This is a genomic window from Dictyobacter halimunensis (assembly GCF_036245075.1).
Map to the genome: position 1 here is coordinate 2448853 of NZ_BSRI01000002.1, position 18196 is coordinate 2467048.

Annotated in this window: 11 protein-coding genes; 7 read left to right on the forward strand and 4 right to left on the reverse strand. The window is 55.7% G+C overall.

The genetic code is table 11. The features are described 5' to 3' along the window. Positions 1-33: 33 nt before the first annotated feature. The 3 genes from AABA21_RS24255 to AABA21_RS24265 form a co-directional block, all read right to left on the reverse strand. Positions 34-2265: a hypothetical protein gene (locus tag AABA21_RS24255; RefSeq protein WP_338254252.1), complete on the reverse strand. Its 2232-nt coding sequence runs from the start codon at positions 2263-2265 to the stop codon at positions 34-36. A gap of 65 nt (positions 2266-2330) precedes the next feature. Beyond that, positions 2331-3254 (reverse strand): AfsR/SARP family transcriptional regulator, encoded by a 924-nt coding sequence (locus AABA21_RS24260; protein WP_338254253.1) that lies wholly within the window; start codon positions 3252-3254, stop codon positions 2331-2333. Positions 3255-3500: 246 nt separating this feature from the next. Then, entirely contained in the window at positions 3501-6077 is a 2577-nt protein-coding gene (locus AABA21_RS24265) for a metallophosphoesterase family protein (protein ID WP_338254254.1), read from the reverse strand. Positions 6078-6429: 352 nt separating this feature from the next. Here AABA21_RS24265 and AABA21_RS24270 point away from each other — a divergent pair, with 352 nt between their 5' ends. Beyond that, the gene (locus tag AABA21_RS24270) at positions 6430-8139 is read left to right on the forward strand and encodes a hypothetical protein (protein ID WP_338254255.1); all 1710 of its coding nucleotides are present in this window, start codon (positions 6430-6432) and stop codon (positions 8137-8139) included. A 113-nt stretch (positions 8140-8252) separates the two neighbouring features. Here AABA21_RS24270 and clpB read toward each other — a convergent pair whose 3' ends face one another. Then, the gene (gene clpB / locus AABA21_RS24275; RefSeq protein WP_338254256.1) at positions 8253-10847 is read right to left on the reverse strand and encodes an ATP-dependent chaperone ClpB; all 2595 of its coding nucleotides are present in this window, start codon (positions 10845-10847) and stop codon (positions 8253-8255) included. A gap of 273 nt (positions 10848-11120) precedes the next feature. On the opposite strand from clpB, the gene ffh reads away from it, so the two are divergent. The 6 genes from ffh (at position 11121) to AABA21_RS24305 (ending at position 18179) form a co-directional block, all read left to right on the forward strand. Beyond that, complete coding sequence (ffh, locus tag AABA21_RS24280; RefSeq protein WP_420917213.1) at positions 11121-12605, forward strand: signal recognition particle protein; 1485 nt, start codon at positions 11121-11123, stop codon at positions 12603-12605. 23 nt (positions 12606-12628) lie between these two features. Beyond that, the gene (locus AABA21_RS24285) at positions 12629-14320 is read left to right on the forward strand and encodes a L,D-transpeptidase (protein WP_338254261.1); all 1692 of its coding nucleotides are present in this window, start codon (positions 12629-12631) and stop codon (positions 14318-14320) included. A 281-nt stretch (positions 14321-14601) separates the two neighbouring features. Further along, positions 14602-15699 carry a DUF6585 family protein gene (locus tag AABA21_RS24290; protein ID WP_338254262.1) on the forward strand — a complete coding sequence of 366 codons (1098 nt, stop codon included), beginning with the start codon at positions 14602-14604 and terminating at the stop codon, positions 15697-15699. A gap of 550 nt (positions 15700-16249) precedes the next feature. Next, positions 16250-16603 carry an NADH-quinone oxidoreductase subunit A gene (locus tag AABA21_RS24295; RefSeq protein ID WP_126595990.1) on the forward strand — a complete coding sequence of 118 codons (354 nt, stop codon included), beginning with the start codon at positions 16250-16252 and terminating at the stop codon, positions 16601-16603. 68 nt (positions 16604-16671) lie between these two features. Then, positions 16672-17199 (forward strand): NADH-quinone oxidoreductase subunit B, encoded by a 528-nt coding sequence (locus AABA21_RS24300; RefSeq protein ID WP_371864896.1) that lies wholly within the window; start codon positions 16672-16674, stop codon positions 17197-17199. A 278-nt stretch (positions 17200-17477) separates the two neighbouring features. Continuing rightward, positions 17478-18179 (forward strand): NADH-quinone oxidoreductase subunit C, encoded by a 702-nt coding sequence (locus tag AABA21_RS24305; RefSeq protein ID WP_338254266.1) that lies wholly within the window; start codon positions 17478-17480, stop codon positions 18177-18179. The last annotated feature ends 17 nt before the right edge of the window (positions 18180-18196 follow it).

The following is an 18196-nucleotide window of genomic DNA, read 5'->3' on the forward strand; positions in this document are numbered from 1 at the left end:
CAGGTTTCACGTGAAACCTGGACGCCGCTCGTTTTATTCGTGCCGCTTATTTTTCCGGGCTTTATGTTTTTTGCGCGGCATTTCATAGAGATATTGCTGGTATCCTTCGTCGTCTTCGCTATCGCTGTTAGCTGGTTCATGCCATTGTTGCGCTGGCTGGATCGCCCGCTCCTGTTTGCGCTCCAGCTTGTGCGGGCAGACCTTGCTGATGTTGACACCCAGGGTCTGTAATATCTCTTCAATGGGATGGCTGTTGCTTTCCTCTGCGGTGATGGTACGACCATAGGCCGAGCCGTATTCTTTGCGTTCGCTGCTGACATGTCCGCGTAAGCGGGTGATTTCGTCTTCAGGCAGAAATTCCTGGGCGGTGCGGAAGGGGAGATGGAAGATGTACCTGGAGCTGGCACTTTCGTATCCAAAGCTGATCAGGCTGAGCCCTTCGGGATCTAGCTTGCGCAGTTCACTCTTGTCGAGGTCGTCCCAGGTGCTGATGTAGCGATAGCGGGTGACGGCTATATCCAGTATCTCCCCGGGAAAGACGAGGAGCTCCTGTAATCGCTGAGGCTCGATGGGCTGGTGTGTCTGCCGGGCCTGCTCGATCAGATTGTGCAGGTAGCCCTGGATGGCTGCCTCCGCCTGCTCCTGTTTTAAAGCCTTGACCTGCTCTTTACCCTGTGTGACGAAGGGCTGGCCGGTGATGCGTTGAAAGAGCTGCATGGCCGCGTTGCTATATTTGTTGCCTCCGTGTCCACGATTCTCATCCTCCAGGGTTTCCAGCAGGAAATCTGCCGCGACGGCGGCCGCGCTTTCAATGGCAAAGTTTTTGGGGAAGGCGGCGCTGCCATCGACGTAGCCCGCTGGCTGTACCGTGCCGTTGTGATATGCCTGTTTGAGGAACCTGGCCTTGACGCCGTAGAGCCCCTGCCGGTCGTCATAATAGAGACGGTCAGCGGCCTTTGCCCAGTGGTTGAGGTGGCTGATCTGTAGCAGGGCCCCTTCGATCTGCCCTGGCAGGCACAGCCATGCCAGCCGGCCGGACAAGATATCGGCGCAGTCGGATGTCTGAGGCGGATAAGTGGGATTGTTCGCTGTCTCCCAGCCCGTGATGAGCCGTTCAGGTTCACCTCTACCATGTGCCTCGCATCCTTCTGTCAGGGCGCTATGGACCTGGCAGGCCAGTTGGTAGATCTCTTCTCGGAAACGTATGTTGTCCCCGGTTGAGCGTAGAAAGAGGCCTGTGTTGAAGTTGCATGGGATGCGTTCGGTGGTGATGGTGGGAAATTCATGCAGCCGGTCGATAATGGCGTCGTGCAGCAGGTAGTCTATGGTGTTGAAGGCGATGTACGCATATTCTTCATGGGGGGTAATGGTGAGCAGAGAGTAGGCTCCCATGTCGATCCTGGCGCTGACCCCCTGACAGGAGTGGCGAATAGCGGTTCCTGGCAGGCTCTTGAAGAGCTCGACGGCGGGCCGGATGCTGGCGTCGCTGTCGTGAATAGGGGGCATACCTTTGATGGGCTGGTCAAGAGCATTGATGCGCTGATATTCTGGGTTGGCAAGCACCTCTTCAAGATGCAGGTCGAGCCAGCGGAAGAGCTCGAGCGCGCTGCGCATGTAGCTGCCATCATTGCTGAGCAGAGCTTTCTCTCCTACCACAGATAAGAGGTTGCGGGTGAAGAGGGCGTTGCGCTTCGCCCAGCGCGCCTCGCGCGCGATCGCTTCCTGGCGTACCGCTTCATCCAGGGCGAACTCGTGGCAAAAGCGGCGTATGTTGTCGTACGTTGCCTCTTCGAAAAAGAAATCTCGCACAAAATGCCATTCTCCATAGATGTGGCAGTCTTGCTCTATAGTTTTGAGATCAAAACTGTCCCGGTCCAACGTCAGTATCTCTTCCTGCACAAATTTAGCTTCCAGTGCCTGCAGCACGCTATGGATCTTTTCACGTAACTGGCGGATGCGCTGTTTGACGTTGCCCGGAATCTTCTGGGTGCTGAATGGTTGCAACAGCCGTGCGATCTCTTGCTCGATGCTCTGCTGCTGCGTATGCTTGATTTCGTCCAGGTAAGGGAGTAGCAGGGATTTATGTGGCTCTTTGAGGGCCTTTAAGAGCAACCTGCCATCTAGCTGGGCCAGTGAGAGCGTCTCCAGGGCGAGCTTTTCGCTGTACCAGAGGGTCAGCTGGTTATCTCCTACTTCGGCCCCGGTGTCGATCTCGGCACAGAATTTATAATTTCCATAAGCAAGTTTATACATTTCTACACGCATAATAATACCCTTCCACCTTTCACTGCTTCGTTCATCTTGCTGGAATAGAATTTATGTTGTTTGATTCAGGCTACCATCACAATGGCGTATATGGCGTATATGGAGTGCGGCTGGAGCGCGCGATATGTGGCGCTGTGTTCGTGTACCTGCATGCCCTGCTGTAGCCGCTCGATTATTTGCCGGGTGTAGATGCCTGGCTCTTTCCCCGTTTCCTGCATCTGCTCAGCTGAGTAGCGATAGACGTTGAGGGCTTCCTGACGCCGTCCTTGCTGCGCCAGGAGTTGTAGTAAGCGGCACAGGGCGTCTTCGTCTTCAGGATAGGTCTGCAGGAACGTGTAGAGCAACTCTTCGGCCTTTGCTGTTTGCCGGTTCTTGCAGTAGATCCCTACAAGATGATAGAGCACGCGCCTCTTGGCCCCCTCGATGGTCTGTCGGCGCCCCTGTGTCCAGCGGTAACCCGTGTCTTCTTCCAGAAATTCGCCTTTGTCCAGGGCGTGGGCCGCCTCTAAATAGTGGAGCGGGTCGTTCCCCTGCTGCTCTTGACGAAGCGCCGCCTGCGCCAGTTTGATCAGTGCATCCGCATCAACCCATATCCAGGCCTGGGTCGCTAAGATCAGGTGCGTCTCTCCGTTCAGGCGCCGGGTATTCAAGAGGCTATCTATCCCCGGTAGATAAAGAATCTGCCGCCGTAAGGTCGAGGCGGCCGTGTCAAAAATGTGGTTGGCGTGTTCGGGGTCTCGACCAGTCCATAAGGCCCTGGTGATCTCCGCCTTGGTCGCGCGCCGCCTGGGACTGCATAGCAGAAATTTGAGTATCGCCAGGGCCGCCCGGCGATTGCCCAGTTCCTCACCCTCCAGCGCCCGGTAGCGCGGTCGACCCGCCTTCTGCGCCACAACGCGCGAGAGCGCGAAATCACCCATCGTCGTCACACGCAGAAAGGGATAATCAGGCTTCCCGGCCGATTCAGCCATCTCAATCATTGCAACCATATGCCCTCCACCTCAACATTGCATTTCCTGGTAATCCTATCCGTACCCGCTATGCATACATCCATAAACATTTGCATCTAAAGCATACCATAAATCATCAATTATGCTGTAAGAAAGTTGTGAGGATATTGTGAGGATATCGCCAGGAAATAACGGTCAGGCGTAGGTGCCAGGCTTGCCCTGGCTTGGAGTTCCGCGACCCCGCTCCCTATCATAAATTGTCCACCAAAGACCCGCCATGGCCTGTTACGGCAGCGGCGGCTCATCCTCTGGACGCGGCAGAGTCAATGTATCCACGTATTGCGCCGCCTGCAACTGTTCTGGATGATCCGGATTAAACCACCAGAGCTTCTGCGTTACCTCCTGCTTTTCGGCGTTCCAGTGGAAGCTGATCTCACCGATGTTGTTGTAGCCTACAATCAGGTTCCCCGCCTTCCAGCGGCTGAGCCACTGATCGTAATTGAGAACAGCATTGACCAGTCCGCTGCGTGGCTTCTCTAACTCTTGCTCGATCTTTTCGCTTTGCTCTATCACCTCTTCTAACAGGTTTTCCCCGGTACCCTTGATCGTGAGTACATCTCGCTCTATTTGAGGCGTAGTGCGCTCGCGTAGCTTGCCCCGGAAACGGCGATTGAGAATCTGCAGAATATTGAGTCCTCCCAGCGCGGCACGCAGCGGTTGCAAGGTAATAAGACTCAGCGTGGTGTGCGGACGGTGTTCGCGCTCCTCTTCACGCCGCAGGTTGTTGGTCAGGTAGCGGATGCGATAGCTGCGGCTGGGAGGAATGCTGTCAAATGCCCCTTTGACCCAGCCCCAGGCGGGCATGACGATTTCGGTAGGGGATCGGTGGGCTGCGGTTAGACGCGGTATGGACCACCAGAAGCGGAATATCTGCTTTCTAATCATGCTGAGCAGATAGTTGAGGGTGCGGTTGTCTTGCCCGAAAATGTCCCAGACGAAGAAGGTTAGCCGGGGATCTCTCCCCCGGCGCAGGAGCGAGCGTAACCTGGGATAGCCCACGGCCAGCACCGAGATCTGCGCGCCCGAGCCTTCGTTGCAGTAAGGACTGGAAGTGAAGTTGATGAATTTGGCGCTCTGCCTGGTTTGGGTATCCCAGTATTCCAGGCTGGATCCGAAGGCGTAGTGTACGTCTCCGGATAGGAAGACGACGCGCTTGAGATTGCTCAGGGTGCGTAAAAAGACCTGGAAGGTTCCCCATTCGAGGGCCCAGGCTTCGCGGTCGAATGCATAGTTGTTGGTGACGCGCCGGCGGCTCCAGAATTGTACGGTCTCTACGAAGTCGACGCCGATGACGGGCGTGGCTGAGATGATCAACGTGACTTCAGCATCCGCGCGTTCGATCCGCTCAATCTGGTTCTGCATGGCCTCCTCTGAAAGGAGCCCTGGAAAATCTTTGGGCGTGCGATAGTGGCGCCGGGTGCGCGTATCCATCACGATGACCTGATAGTTGGGTCCCTCGTAGCTGTAGTTCCAGTGTAGGGCTTGCCGTGAGCGCCGTAGCGATCCGGTTCCATTGAAGTGGCTGTCGGGCATGCCAATAAGTCTGGTGATGCTCTCAGTCTGTTCTGTGTTTTCTTCACCCCTCCATCTGTCGATAGCCTCCAGCAATGCCGCTCCATTTGATCCGGCGAATTGTTCTGGCGTATTCCCCCAGGCCTGGCAGAGAGAGTAAGCCAGCAGTGCATTGCGAATGATGCGCCGCCCCAGCGGTTTTCTGAGTACCTGGTGACACCAGTTTCCATCCAGAAACCAGTCGTCGGTGACGTCGTGGTCGTCGCAGATCATATAGGTGGCAATGTTGGCCAGGGCTCTTCTGACCCTGGGGAGGGTACTGTGGAAGTCCTCTAACTGCTGGAGCTCTTCTTGATAGCGCGCCTGCTCTTTTTCCTGGCTGACGCTTTCGCTATGCACCCCCGGATAGAGCCAGGCCCAGAAGTCTTTGACGCTGAGCAGTTCTTCGGGCCAGATGACATCAGACCAGCTAAATAGGTACATGGCGATGTACTCGGAGAAAGAGATCAGGTGGTTATCCCCATGGCCGGTTGTGAATTGGGCCTGGTTGAGAATAACATGTTTGCGCATGCCGGGCAGAAACTTGTCCGCCGGTAAGTGGAAGGCTGCCAGAACTTCCCCTTGATTTCCGGCCAGCAGCACTTTCCCGGCGTCCATCAACGAGTGTAGCAGGGGCGTGGCGACGTCGTCGGCGTAGATCTGGTCACCGGTCATATAAAGCTGCTGTGGCCGCGCCGTGCCATTGTGCTGGCAGGCGTTAGCGATCAGGTTATCGACCGCCGATAAGGTCTCTTTGCCCGTTCCATGCGGCTTCCGGCATGAACCATGAATGATCCGCAGATCATGTACATCCCCGGCAGGCACCAGGAAGCCTGGCAACGGCTCTCCTGGATAGACGATGCCCTGTAGCGGTTCCGCCACATTAACCGCCGTCAATATGCCCGGAGTACCCAGGTGTGCCATCTCATCTGTCGGCCGTTCTTGATCGCCGAAATAAAGATTGTAGTAGTACAGTTGACCCCAGCCCAATTTTTGGGCGTTGTCTGCTACCCTGGCGGTCACCGCCACCATATGCAGGTTATCCCCTACACGAATGGTTTGACGCGTCCCTCTTATCTGTTCCTGCAATCGGCCCTGCTCATCTTTAGCATAGATGCATAAGGTTACAGTGCGTGCCTCCTTTAGCGCTAACCAGATCGTTACCTGTGTAGGCTCTACCCTTCTAACAATAGGCCCCGCCAAAATCAGCGGCAGCCCCTCTATGCGCTCTGCTAACGACGTCCAGGACATAAAAAATAACTCTCCCTATCTCCTTTGCGGGCACCTGCACACCCACCTGTATCTCTTTACCTCCGAAGTAAGCTGGGAATGTTTTTATGCTGTGGTATGGAACGTGTGCTTCGCACACGTTCCATACCACAGCATAAAAACATCAAGGCGGGCGCGTATGCGCCCGCCCGCCTCCGGCGGAGCTAACCTTAAGCTCAAATATTTACTAGTAGTACGGATAAGCTCCATATTCGGTCGCAGGTCACCGACCTTCTTCCCACTTTGAGAGTTTGCCAGGAAGTGGTAACATTGCTCTCGTCAGATTCGTTAATTGGGAATCTGCACCGCTATTTTTTGTGAGGGGAGCCTTTGTATGACACAGGTTGAAGACACAGGATTGGTGCCAGAGCAAGAATATATTTCGGGGTCCTATCGTTGGTTTACCTATGCTCCGGATGTGACCGGGCTGCGCCTGATCTGCCTGGAAGATCAGGAGACCGGAACTGTGGTGACGACGACGGTCGCCAATGCCGGGATGAGGACCGCCGCCCACCGTGCCTGGGCGGGCGCCAGACAGTCGCGGGCCGCCGGTCTGCCCTGGGAGATCCTGCGCGAGATGGGCCAGAAAGGAGTCGATCCCGATCAGAAGATTGAGGAGATGTTCCGTGGCTATGGCCATGCTTCGGTTGGCGATATGGCCCGCCTGGCGGTGGATATGGGGAAGATTCCGATGCATCTATGCCTGGCGCTCTTCAACGAGGGATCTCTTAATTCTGGCCAGGAGAAGTCGACGCGCTATCAACCTCGCTTTGGTAAAGCCGTTCTGCATCCGTTGAGTAACTATCTTCCCGCCGCTGAGACCGCCGCTCTAGGGGAAGAATATCAGGCGTTTGGCTCCCTGTCTCTCTCCCTCTTTTCCCGCCATCGCGAGCGCCTGCAGTCAGCCTTTTCGCAGTTTTACCAGGCCGATACGAGCCGTCCCGATCAGAAGAGCGCCCTGACTTCACGAGTGCTGGACTGCGTGCGCTATTTCCTGTTATTCGGCCAGTGGAGCGGCATGTCCTTTGAGACCTCGGCCCGCGATTGGTCGCGCATTATCGCCGAGCTGAAGGCGTCCCCCATCGCCTATTATCATCGCGTGGCGGACCAGTTTGAGCGGCTGCTGGCGCCGAGCGCAGAGGAAGAGGCCGCCCTGCATTATCAGGCGGAAGCCCCCAGCCTGATTCGCCATACCAATCCCCTCTCTACGGTCAATACCAATCTGCAGGCGTTGCGGCGCTTTCTTGCGCAGCAGACGGATCTGCTACAGGTAGTACGGATCGAGCGTGGCCTTCCTCGCTGCGTTGAGCAGCGCGTCCGCTTGCTCGGTTCCGAATGGACCCCCGGTGAGCGTTTGCTGGCGCAGTATATCTTACTGCTCTGGCCAGGCCTGGATCGAACGGCCCTGCTGACCTGGGTGCGCCATCAGACGCCGGAGGTCAAGCGGAAGTTGAGCGGCCTGATCTTTGCCGATCATAATAACTATTGTGAGCTGCCCAACTTTGCCCGTACAACCACCATGACACTGGCGGTCGAGAGCTTCCTGGGCGAGATGCGCGATTTCAACCGGCACCGCGCCTGGGGTCGTTTCTTCCCCCTGCCGCTGATCTTTGGCGAGCGCGTGAGCCGCGATACCATCTCGCAGATCATCTCGCGTGGCTTTGGCCTGCCGCTCTACCTCTCCGAGGTTCCCGAGTTTGCCGAGCATAAACTGGCCTTTGAACAGGATCTAGCGGCGTATTACCAGCGGCTGCAGACCTTCCTGGAGAAAATATCTTCTACCTATGGGGATGGCATCGATTATGCCTTTATGCTGAACCTGCTGCCGCTGGCCCACCAGGTCGATCTCTGGATGCACGGCGATCCCAAACAGGCCCTCTATCTGACATCACAACGCGTGCGTCCCGGCGGCCACATCAACTATCGTGCCCTGGCCTACGAGGCCAACCAGTTGCTGGCCGCCTCGGACCCCTATCTCTCCGCCATCCAACAGGATCACGCGCCCGATCCCGCCAGCCGCGACGAGTTCTTCGACCGCTCCTGACATAGGTTCAGACATCGTGTCCGATTTCTCCTCGCCGTTCGCCCGGCTCTCATAGCGAGAAGCGGGTCCCCAGGGAACATTCCTTGAGGACCCGCTTCTCATGTATAAATCTCTTAAGAAGCTACCTGTTGCTTGACGTTTAGCACCAGCTTGCCATCAACACTATCGATATCTATCTCGCTGCCATCGTGGACGCTGCCATCGAGGATAGCCCGGGCGATGCGGTTTTCGATCTCCCTCTGGATGACGCGTTTGAGCGGACGCGCCCCGAAGTTGGCGTCGTAGCCAGCTTCCGCCAGGTAGTCTTTGACGGCATCGCTGAGGTGCAGCGTAATGTGCCGGTCTTCCAGCCGTGGCCGGATGCGGTTGAGCTGGATCTCGACGATCTCTTTGACCATCTCTTTGCCGACCGGATGGAAGACGATGATGTCGTCGATGCGGTTGATAAATTCCGGTCTCAACCCCTCGTCGCGCAGCCGCTGGCGGATACCTTGCTGGATGCTATCTTCGTCCTGGTCGAGGTATTGATGCAGCCAGCGATCCCCGATGTTGCTGGTCATGATAATAACGGTATTCTTGAAGCCGACCACCCTTCCCTGTCCGTCTGTAAGCCTGCCATCATCCAGCAGCTGCAGCAGGAGGTTGAAGACCTCGGGGGCCGCCTTCTCGATCTCGTCGAGCAGGATGACGCAGTAGGGATGCCTGCGCACGGCTTCGGTGAGCTGACCCCCTTCGTCATAGCCGACATATCCAGGAGGCGCTCCGATCAGGCGCGAGACGTTGTGCTTCTCCATGTACTCCGACATGTCGATGCGCACCATGGCCTGCTCACTGTCGAAGAGAAACTCGGCCAGGGCACGGGCCAACTCCGTCTTGCCGACACCAGTGGGGCCCAGGAAGAGGAAGCTAGCCAGGGGCCGATTGGGATCTTGCAGGCCGGCTCGGGAGCGGCGAATGGCGTCCGCGACGGCGGTCAGCGCGTTGTCCTGTCCCACAACACGTTCGCGCAGGCGCTCTTCTATATGCAGTAGCTTCTGCATCTCGCCTTCCATCATTCTGGATACCGGAATGTGAGTCCATTTGGAAACTATTTCGGCGATGTCTTCGGCGTCTACCTCTTCCTTAAGCATGCGATTATTCTGCAGGTTGGCCAGCCGTGCTTCCTGGTCCGCGATCTGCTGTTCCAGTTCCGGAATGCGGCTGTAGCGCAGGCGGGCCATCTCTTCATACTGGTAGGATCGCTCGGCCTTCTCGTACTCAATCTGCGCCTCTTCCAATTGCTGCTTGAGCTTGCGCAGCTCCTCGACCGGCGCTCGCTCGTTATCCAGGGCCAGGCGCATAATATTGAGCTGCTCCTGCAGATTGTCGATCTCGCGTCCGACCTTTTCTAGCCGTTCTTTGCTGGCGACGTCGCTCTCTTTTTTGAGCGCCTCTTGCTCAACCTGCAGCTGCCGCAGACGGCGGTCGAGGGCATCTATTTCGCTGGGCGTACTATCCAGCTCGACGCGCCGCAGACTGGCGGCCTCGTCTACCAGGTCGATGGCCTTGTCGGGTAGAAAGCGGTCGCTGATATAACGGTTCGAGAGGACGGCGGCCGCGACCAGCGCGCTGTCCTGAATGCGCACGCCATGATGGACTTCGTAGCGTGGCTTGATGCCACGCAAAATGCTGATGGTATCTTCGACGTTAGGCTGGTCGACGATCACCGGCTGGAAGCGCCGTTCCAGGGCGGCATCCTTCTCGATGTATTTGCGATATTCGTTTAGCGTGGTGGCGCCGATACAGTGCAACTCTCCACGGGCCAGCATCGGCTTGAGCATGTTGGAGGCATCCATCGCTCCTTCCGCCGCGCCCGCTCCGACCAGGGTGTGTAGCTCGTCGATGAAGAGGATAATTCCGCCGGAGGCGCTGGTAACCTCTTTAAGGACAGCTGTGAGGCGTTCTTCAAATTCGCCGCGATATTTGGCTCCGGCGACGAGGGCGCCCAGGTCTAATGTGACGACCTGCTTTTCGGCCAGCGATTTGGGGATGTCTCCGCGCACGATGCGCTGGGCCAGGCCCTCGACAATGGCGGTCTTACCAACACCGGGTTCGCCAATGAGAACAGGATTATTTTTTGTGCGCCGGCTGAGTACCTGGATGACGCGGCGGATCTCTTCGTCCCGCCCAATGACGGGATCGAGCTTGCCCTGCCGCGCCAGTTCGGTCAGGTTGCGGCCATACTTTTCGAGGGCCTGGTATTTGCCCTCTGGATTCTGATCGGTGACGCGCTGCGCGCCTCGGATCGCGGTCAGGGCGTTGAGCACGATGTCTCGCGTCAGTCCGGCGGCCTTCAGCGACTTCTGGACGGCGTCGTTGCTCCTGAAGAGAGCCAGTAAGAGATGTTCGACGCTCAGGTATTCGTCTTTAAACGCGCCCATCTCTTGCCAGGCATCCTCTAGTACTTTTCGCAGTTGAGGAGCTATGCCCGGTTCGCTGCCACCATATACCCTGGGCTGGTGGGCGATCTCGTTTTCGATGCTCTCTTTGGCCGCCGTCAGGCTGCCGCCGGCTTTCTGAACGATCTGTTGCACCACTCCACCCTCTTGCTGTAGTAGCGCGGCCAGCAGATGCTCCGGTTCAACCTGACTATTGTTATGTTCTTGCGCCTTTCTTGCCGCATCCTGGACGGCTTCGCGGGCTTTATCTGTAAATCGTTCTATCTTCATTGCATACCTCCAGGCTTCTTTTCTGGCCCTGTGTACCTTTTTCTGCCCTTACTATAGCACATCTGAGTTCGACTTAGCAAGAAGTTTGAGTGTCCTTGTATCAAGTTTGCTGATACGATTTATGTTAAAATACAAAGGGGCGCGCTATCTATGCGGGAACTAAGCGTAATATGAGTAAGCATCTGATTTCATCTAACAACACAAAGTGATATAATAGGTGCCAAATTGGCACGTTCGCTTGGCGGGAAAGAGGAAAAGAGCACCAATATGGCAATGTTTGAGAACTTATCTAAACGTCTTGAAGGCATATTCAATAATCTCGGTGGACAGGGTAAGTTGACCGAGGATGATGTAAACGCGGCACTGCGTGAGGTCAGACTGGCGCTCATCGAAGCTGACGTTAACCTGAAAGTGGCACGTCAGTTCGTCGATCGTGTCAAAGAGAAGGCTATTGGCGCGGATGTGATGGGGAGCCTGTCACCTGCTCAGCAGGTGCTTTCGATTGTAAATGATGAGCTGGTTGAATTCCTGGGCGGTGAGGGCGTCAATAATAAGCTGGACCTGAATGGCGCGCCTCCACATATTATTATGCTGGTTGGTCTGCAGGGTTCTGGTAAGACGACCTCGGCCGCCAAACTGGCGAATTATCTGCGCAAGCAGGGCCAGCGTCCTATGATGGTCGCGGCCGACATGTATCGTCCGGCGGCTGTCAATCAGCTGAAGTCTCTGGGACGCCAGCTGTCGATCCCGGTCTATTCGGAGCCCATGGGGGCCGATCCGGTCAATATCTGTGTGAATTCGCTGGACTTCGCGCGCGAGCAGGCCTGCTCGGTGGTAATTCTGGATACCGCCGGCCGCTTGAATATCGATGAGCGCATGATGTCTGAGGTGGTCACTATTCGTCAGCGGGTGCGCCCTCAAGAGATCTTGCTGGTCGCCGATGCCATGACGGGTCAAGAAGCGGTACGCGTGGCCGATGACTTTAATAAGGCCGTTTCTCTGACGGGTATGATCCTGACGAAAATGGATGGCGATGCCCGTGGCGGTGCTGCTCTGTCGATCCGTACCGTGACCGGTGTGCCGGTGAAGTTTATGGGCGTGGGCGAGAAGACCGACGCATTGGAGCCTTTCTATCCAGATCGTTTGGCCTCGCGTATACTAGGAATGGGTGACGTTATTTCCTTGATCGAGCGTGCTCAAGAGAACATCGATGAGGAAGAGGCGTTGAAGACCCAGCAGAAGTTGCAGCAGGGCAAGTTCGACCTTGAGGATTTCTTGAATTCGATGCGCCAGTTGAAGCGCATGGGACCATTACGTGGTGTAATGGAGATGCTCCCGGGCTTTAACAAGCTGGCCGCGATGCCCGAGATGGAAGAGGCCCTGGAAGGTGATCAGCTGAAGTATGTTGAGGCGATGATCCTTTCTATGACCAAAGAAGAGCGGCGCAATCCCGATATTATGAATGGAAGTCGCCGTAAGCGTGTGGCTCGTGGTAGCGGTACTACGGTTCAAGAAGTCAATCAGCTGCTGGAGCAGTTCGGCGAAATGCGCACGATGATCCGCCAGATGAGCACTGGTAAGGGTCCATGGGCGCAGATGGCCCGCCAGTATAGCGGCGGCGGTGGCATCCCTGGTATGCCATCGATGCCTTCTTTGCCCGGTGGTGGCAATAAAGGTATGGGTGGTAAGAAGACTGGCAAAGCTGTGCGTAAGGAGAAGCGCAAGCAGAAATCGAAGTCGCGCGGCGGAAGAAGGTAATGCTGAGAGGAGAGTCGTAACCTGTGTTTAGACACTCGCGGTTGGGTCGGTTGGTAGTTGTGCTTGTGTTATCGGTGTCACTGCTGGCGACCGGCGCTTGCGCGGGTGATGCACAGGTACGGCGACAGGCTATGGAGAATGAGCAGCGTTTAAGCCAGCTTCTCCATAGCGCCCGTCAGCTTGGCTTTTCGACCGCCACTCTGCGGCCAATCCAGACACAGTATGTGTCGTTGCGCTCCTCTCAACCTCCCTTTAGCCTCTTCAGCAATCAGCCGCTGAACGACTATTATCTCTCCCTGGCCCGGCGCTACCTGCTCCTGCATACGCAGCTACAGGATTTGATCGCGACCGCTTCTCCGCACGTCCATGCCCGGCTGCAACAGGAACTACAGGCCACACGGACCATGCAGGTCGACGATAAAAAGGCCGGCCTGCCAGCGTGGACCTTTCCGAACCGTTTGAGCCAGCTTCAGGATGCGTTGCTGCATGCCCAAAGCTTCAACGATTATGAGCAGGTGCATACAGGGCTGCTGCAGGTTGCTCAGGAAATTCATACCCTGGAGATGACCTCTAACCATCTGTCCACCCTGCATAATTTGCTGACTCTGGCTCAGCAGGCGGGACTGAAAACATATGTCCTCACCCTGCAGTCAGCCTATCAAACTGATCAGCAACGTTTCCAGCAGGCTACCGGTATGGCTAGCCTGCCCGCGCTGAATGGATTGTTGGACGCCCACATCCAGCAGGCGACTGTTGTCCTGACACAGGCTATGCCAGCCGTGACCTCTCTGCGCCTGCGCGAGCTAACGGGAGGTATTCAACAACTGCCCGCCTCCCACGTCGATCCCACTGCCTATCAAGAGCGGCTGGCGCTTTATCAGAAGCAGGCGGCATCCGCAATGGATATACCCCGCTTTCAGCGCTTTTTACAGCAGATCAATGGTGATATCTTTGCGGTCAAGGCCGAGGCTCTGCGTGAAGATACCGACCAGGCTATTCACCAGTTCCATCAAGATGTGGATGACTGGAGCTCCGGTCATCTCTATTACGATAGCTACGACGGCAATAGCTATGCCGTTGATGTCAGTTACCTGAACAGCAACTTTGGCCTGGACGCTGATAACCTGCTCAACCAGGCGACCACGCTCGATGACCTGCAATCGGCGCTCGATACCGCCCGCACCCTGTTCTTTAACCATCAACTGATGGAGATGGATTATGACGATCCCACTCCATATGACCAGGTTCATGCCTCTGATATGCAGGCCCTGCACCACTACCAATTGATGCAGGGACAGGTAATCGTCATCTCGTTGTGCAAGCAAAGCCTGCGCCTCTACCAGGATGGCCAGCTGGTGCGCTCGTTCCTGGTCACCACGGGTCGTCCCGAACGTCCCTCGCCTCCCGGCGTCTGGACGGTATTGAATCGGCTCTCGCCCACCATCTTTAAATCCAGCGACCCACCTACCTCGCCCTTGTGGTATCCCAAAACCGTCATTCAGCACGCCATCCTCTTCCATGACGGCGGCTACTTTATCCACGACAGCTGGTGGCGCGCCAACTACGGACCCGACACCGAGTTCCCCCACTACGATGATAGCGGCGACGAACACTCATCCGGCAACGGCAGCCATGGCTGCGTCAACCTGCCCCCCGACGAAGCCGCCTGGCTCTACTACAACACCGGCTGGAACACCAGCATCGTCGTCTACTAACCCCCTATCCATTCCCTCAACCTATCGAGTTTCCATTAACCGAACGATATAAATAAATGAACTCATATGTTCGGAGCTCGCCTCCGATTAATGTGGCTCGCCTCTGATGGATGGAACGACAAAATAAGCCGTGCAAATACGGGAAATGGCGCCGTATTTTAATATATAATAACTGTTAACTACAGTAGAAAGCCGCCATGATCAATTGCTTATTCAATTTAATATGGTTGTTGGCACGTATGGAAGCGCCGCTGGTACGATGAAGATAACGGAGCCTACTTATGCGCCTGACATCTGAAAAGCAAATACCTCGCAAAATCCAAGCATGCGCACATGCATACCAGCTTGGTATCCCGCGCATTGTTTATGATCCTCGCGGCTCGTCGCGCCTATCACTCTTCTTGAGTCCCCTGGCCTTTATCGTCAGTGCGCTGATCGTGGGCGCCTATGTGACGTTCTATGACCAGATCTTTAGCTGGTGGCCCCTCTGGCAGTCGTTGATGGTCCTGGGCATTGGCGTGGCCTGGTTCCTTATCGGCCTCTGGATGCTGGTGCCCGCTCTGCTGATTCCTTCCTTGCGCGTCTTCTTGTGCCCCAAAGGCCTGATCTATCAACGCTATAGCTGTGATGTAATTCGCTGGCAGGACATCGTGCAACTGGAAAAAACATTGAAGGTAGATCATGGTTCTCTGTCGCTGTCCTCCTACCGCCTGCTGCGCTCGGACGGCACCGCCTTTCTGCTAGATAGCGACCTGCCGCACCTGGATCGCCTGGGTGGTTTCATGGAACGCGAGGTCAGCCGACACCTGCTGCCCCAGGCTTTGGCAAAATATGAAGCTGAAGCCTCCCTCACCTTTGGTCAGCTCGAAGTATCCCCCACGGGCCTCTCCCTGCAGCAGGGCCGCTACCGCCTGCCCTGGTCCCAATACGAACGCCTCAGCCTGGACGATACCACTATCAGCATCTACGGCTATGGCGACAGCCAGCCCTGGGTCACCCTCAGCCTATCCGGCCTGCCCAACGTCTGGGTCTTCAAAGGGATCATCGAGCACGCCACCAAGCAGGCTCGTGTCCCCTTGTCCGAATCCTCACCCATCCTCTCCCAATATCCCCAATCGCTCCAACTCGCCCTCTATGCCGCCGGCGAAACCATCTCATTTGGAGCTCTTGCTCTCAACCGAACCGGCATCTACCTCAACGACGGAACCCGCTTCCTCCCCTGGGACCAGATCGCTAGCTTCGGCATCGGCGAACACGAAATCATCATCAAATGCGGCGACACCCACCACGAACTCTACACCCTCCCCCTATGGACTATCACCAACCCACCCCTCCTCGCCCAAATCACCGACTACGCCCTCTTCCAACAATATCTATAATCCTGCTCAACCACCATTTCCTATGGCGGAGCGTTGTTGGGGAGATGGTGCCGTTGGTGGAAGGTGCCCGCCCGGGCACGGGGTCGCTTCGCTCCAAGTCGGGGCAAGCCCGACACCTACGATAATCGCTTTTATTGTGCCGTTGCGTCTGGGGCGCCCAAAAGCGGGAGGTGCAGGAGGGCCGGCGAGGTCCTCCTGCCGGGGGTATGGGGGGCAAGCATGCCGGGGGCATGATAGTCCCCCACGAATCATTCTTCTTCAGGTGCCGCCGTCAGGCGGCACCTGACATTCAAGCATTCCACGCGCAAAAATATAACCATACTTATATGGTGGAGTTCCACACATATTCTGTATCGAGCACCTTTGAATGCCCTTAGAGTTTGACTTTATCACCTCCTCTATGCTACGATACCAAATGAGGAAGTGTACTTTGGACACCTCGTAATGTGTGTCTATACGTGTATATTTTAAGAAAGTATATCCCGGACACGCATAACGTGTGTCTATACGTGTATATTTTTTTAGATTAGAAATGAAGGGTCCCGCGTCTATGGGAACAGCACTCCCCGTTTTCATTTATGTAACGATAGCTGTCCTCTTCGGCCTCCTGGTGATGGCGGTCACCGGTATCCTTGGGCCTAAAAAGCCTTCGCCGGAGAAGTTGGCCCCCTACGAATGCGGTATTCAAGAGATCGCTGCACCGAAACGACGGTTTCCGGTGAAGTATCTTTTGACTGGCATGCTCTTTATCGCATTCGATATTGAGATCGTTTCTTTTTATCCTCTCGCCATCCTGCTTAATCAGTTGCAATTATTCGGATTGATCGAATTACTTGTCTTTTTGGTGGTCTTGATGGTGGGATATGTCTACGTTTGGCGGAAGGGAGCCTTTACATGGGAGTAAAAAATCCCTGGGAGCCGGTACAGACTTACTCAAATACCCAGACTCCCCGGCTGCGCCATGACCTGCCCATGCATGAAAAGGATGGGGGCTTCGGTATTTTAACCACCCAGGTGAGCAAGGTGCTCGGCTGGGGGCGTAGCTCCTCTCTCTGGCCGGTGACCTTCGGCCTGGCATGTTGCGCTATCGAGATGATGTCTGCTCAAGGCAGTCGTTTCGATATGTCGCGCTTCGGGGCTGAAGTCTTTCGTGCCTCTCCCCGGCAGGCCGATCTGATGATCGTGGCCGGCCGTTGTTCAATTAAGATGGCACCTGTTTTGCGTCAGATCTATGATCAGATGCCTGAGCCTAAATGGGTTATCTCGATGGGCGCCTGCGCCTCTTGCGGTGGTGTGTTCAATAACTACGCGATCGTGCAGGGCGTGGATAAAATCGTGCCGGTGGATGTGTTCGTTCCTGGCTGTCCCCCGACACCCGATATGCTGCTCTTTGGCTTTAATGAGCTGCAGCGCAAGATTCGCGAGGGCATTCCCAATCCTCCCGATCCACTGAAGGATAGCGGGTTGAAGCTGGCCGGCCCCGTACAGGACGAAGCATAATAGTTTCTTGTTGATGTCGTTTCTAGTGGGGTCGTCTTCCTGTTCAACGCATTGAATTGAATTGATGCCCCTGGTTGCCTTTTCATAACGGATACTTCTGAGCGAACGATGATGTTTTGGGTTAGGGTTGTGAGGGATGTGGTGCTGGCGCTTGGTCAATTCCCTTGAAGGCTAATCTGCCATTTTGCTGTTCGCTCTTTTTTGAGGACTGATTACAATTTACGACAGTGGTGTCGGCATACTGGTGTTTTACACACGTTGAAGGAATGCTTAATCGTATGGTCATAACAGCAGCATCGACGGTCGAGACGGTGCAGCGTAAGTTCCCGCAGGCAATCGTGGAAGTGGTCGAGTTTCAAGATGAGCAGACAATTGTACTGAAGCCAGAAACTCTGGTGGATGTGTGCGCTTATCTGAAAAAAGAGCTCGAGTATAATTTCCTGGAAACCGTGACGGCGGTCGATTGGCCGGAACGCGTCCCACGTTTCGATGTCGTCTATCATCTTCTCTCTTTACCCCATCAGTGCTTTTTGCGTCTGAAGGTGCGGGTCGGCCTGCGCCGTGAAGATCATCCAGCGGTCCCATCGGTAACCGGCATCTGGCCGGGTGCTAACTGGTATGAACGCGAGGTCTTCGATCTATTTGGTATCATTTTTACCGATCATCCCGATTTGCGTCGCTTGCTAATGCCGCCTGACTGGACAACTCATCCGCTGCGCAAAGATTATCCTCTTTCCGGCTTTGATTTGCCCGAACCCCATTGGGGCGGCCAGGTTCCCTATGATACCGATCCTGGGGTGGGCGAGTACTATCAGCAAACCTTGCGTACCCCTGAGGGTCGCGAGCTCAATGAGAGCCGCGATCAGCTGAACCCTTCTCAGGAGCCTGGTACCTTATCCCCCGATGCTAGTCGCAACGGTTCTGATACCTCTCTTCCTCCCAATGGGCAGGCGCGCCAGAATGGAAAGCGTAGAGGATGACCTATGAAGCAGCAAGA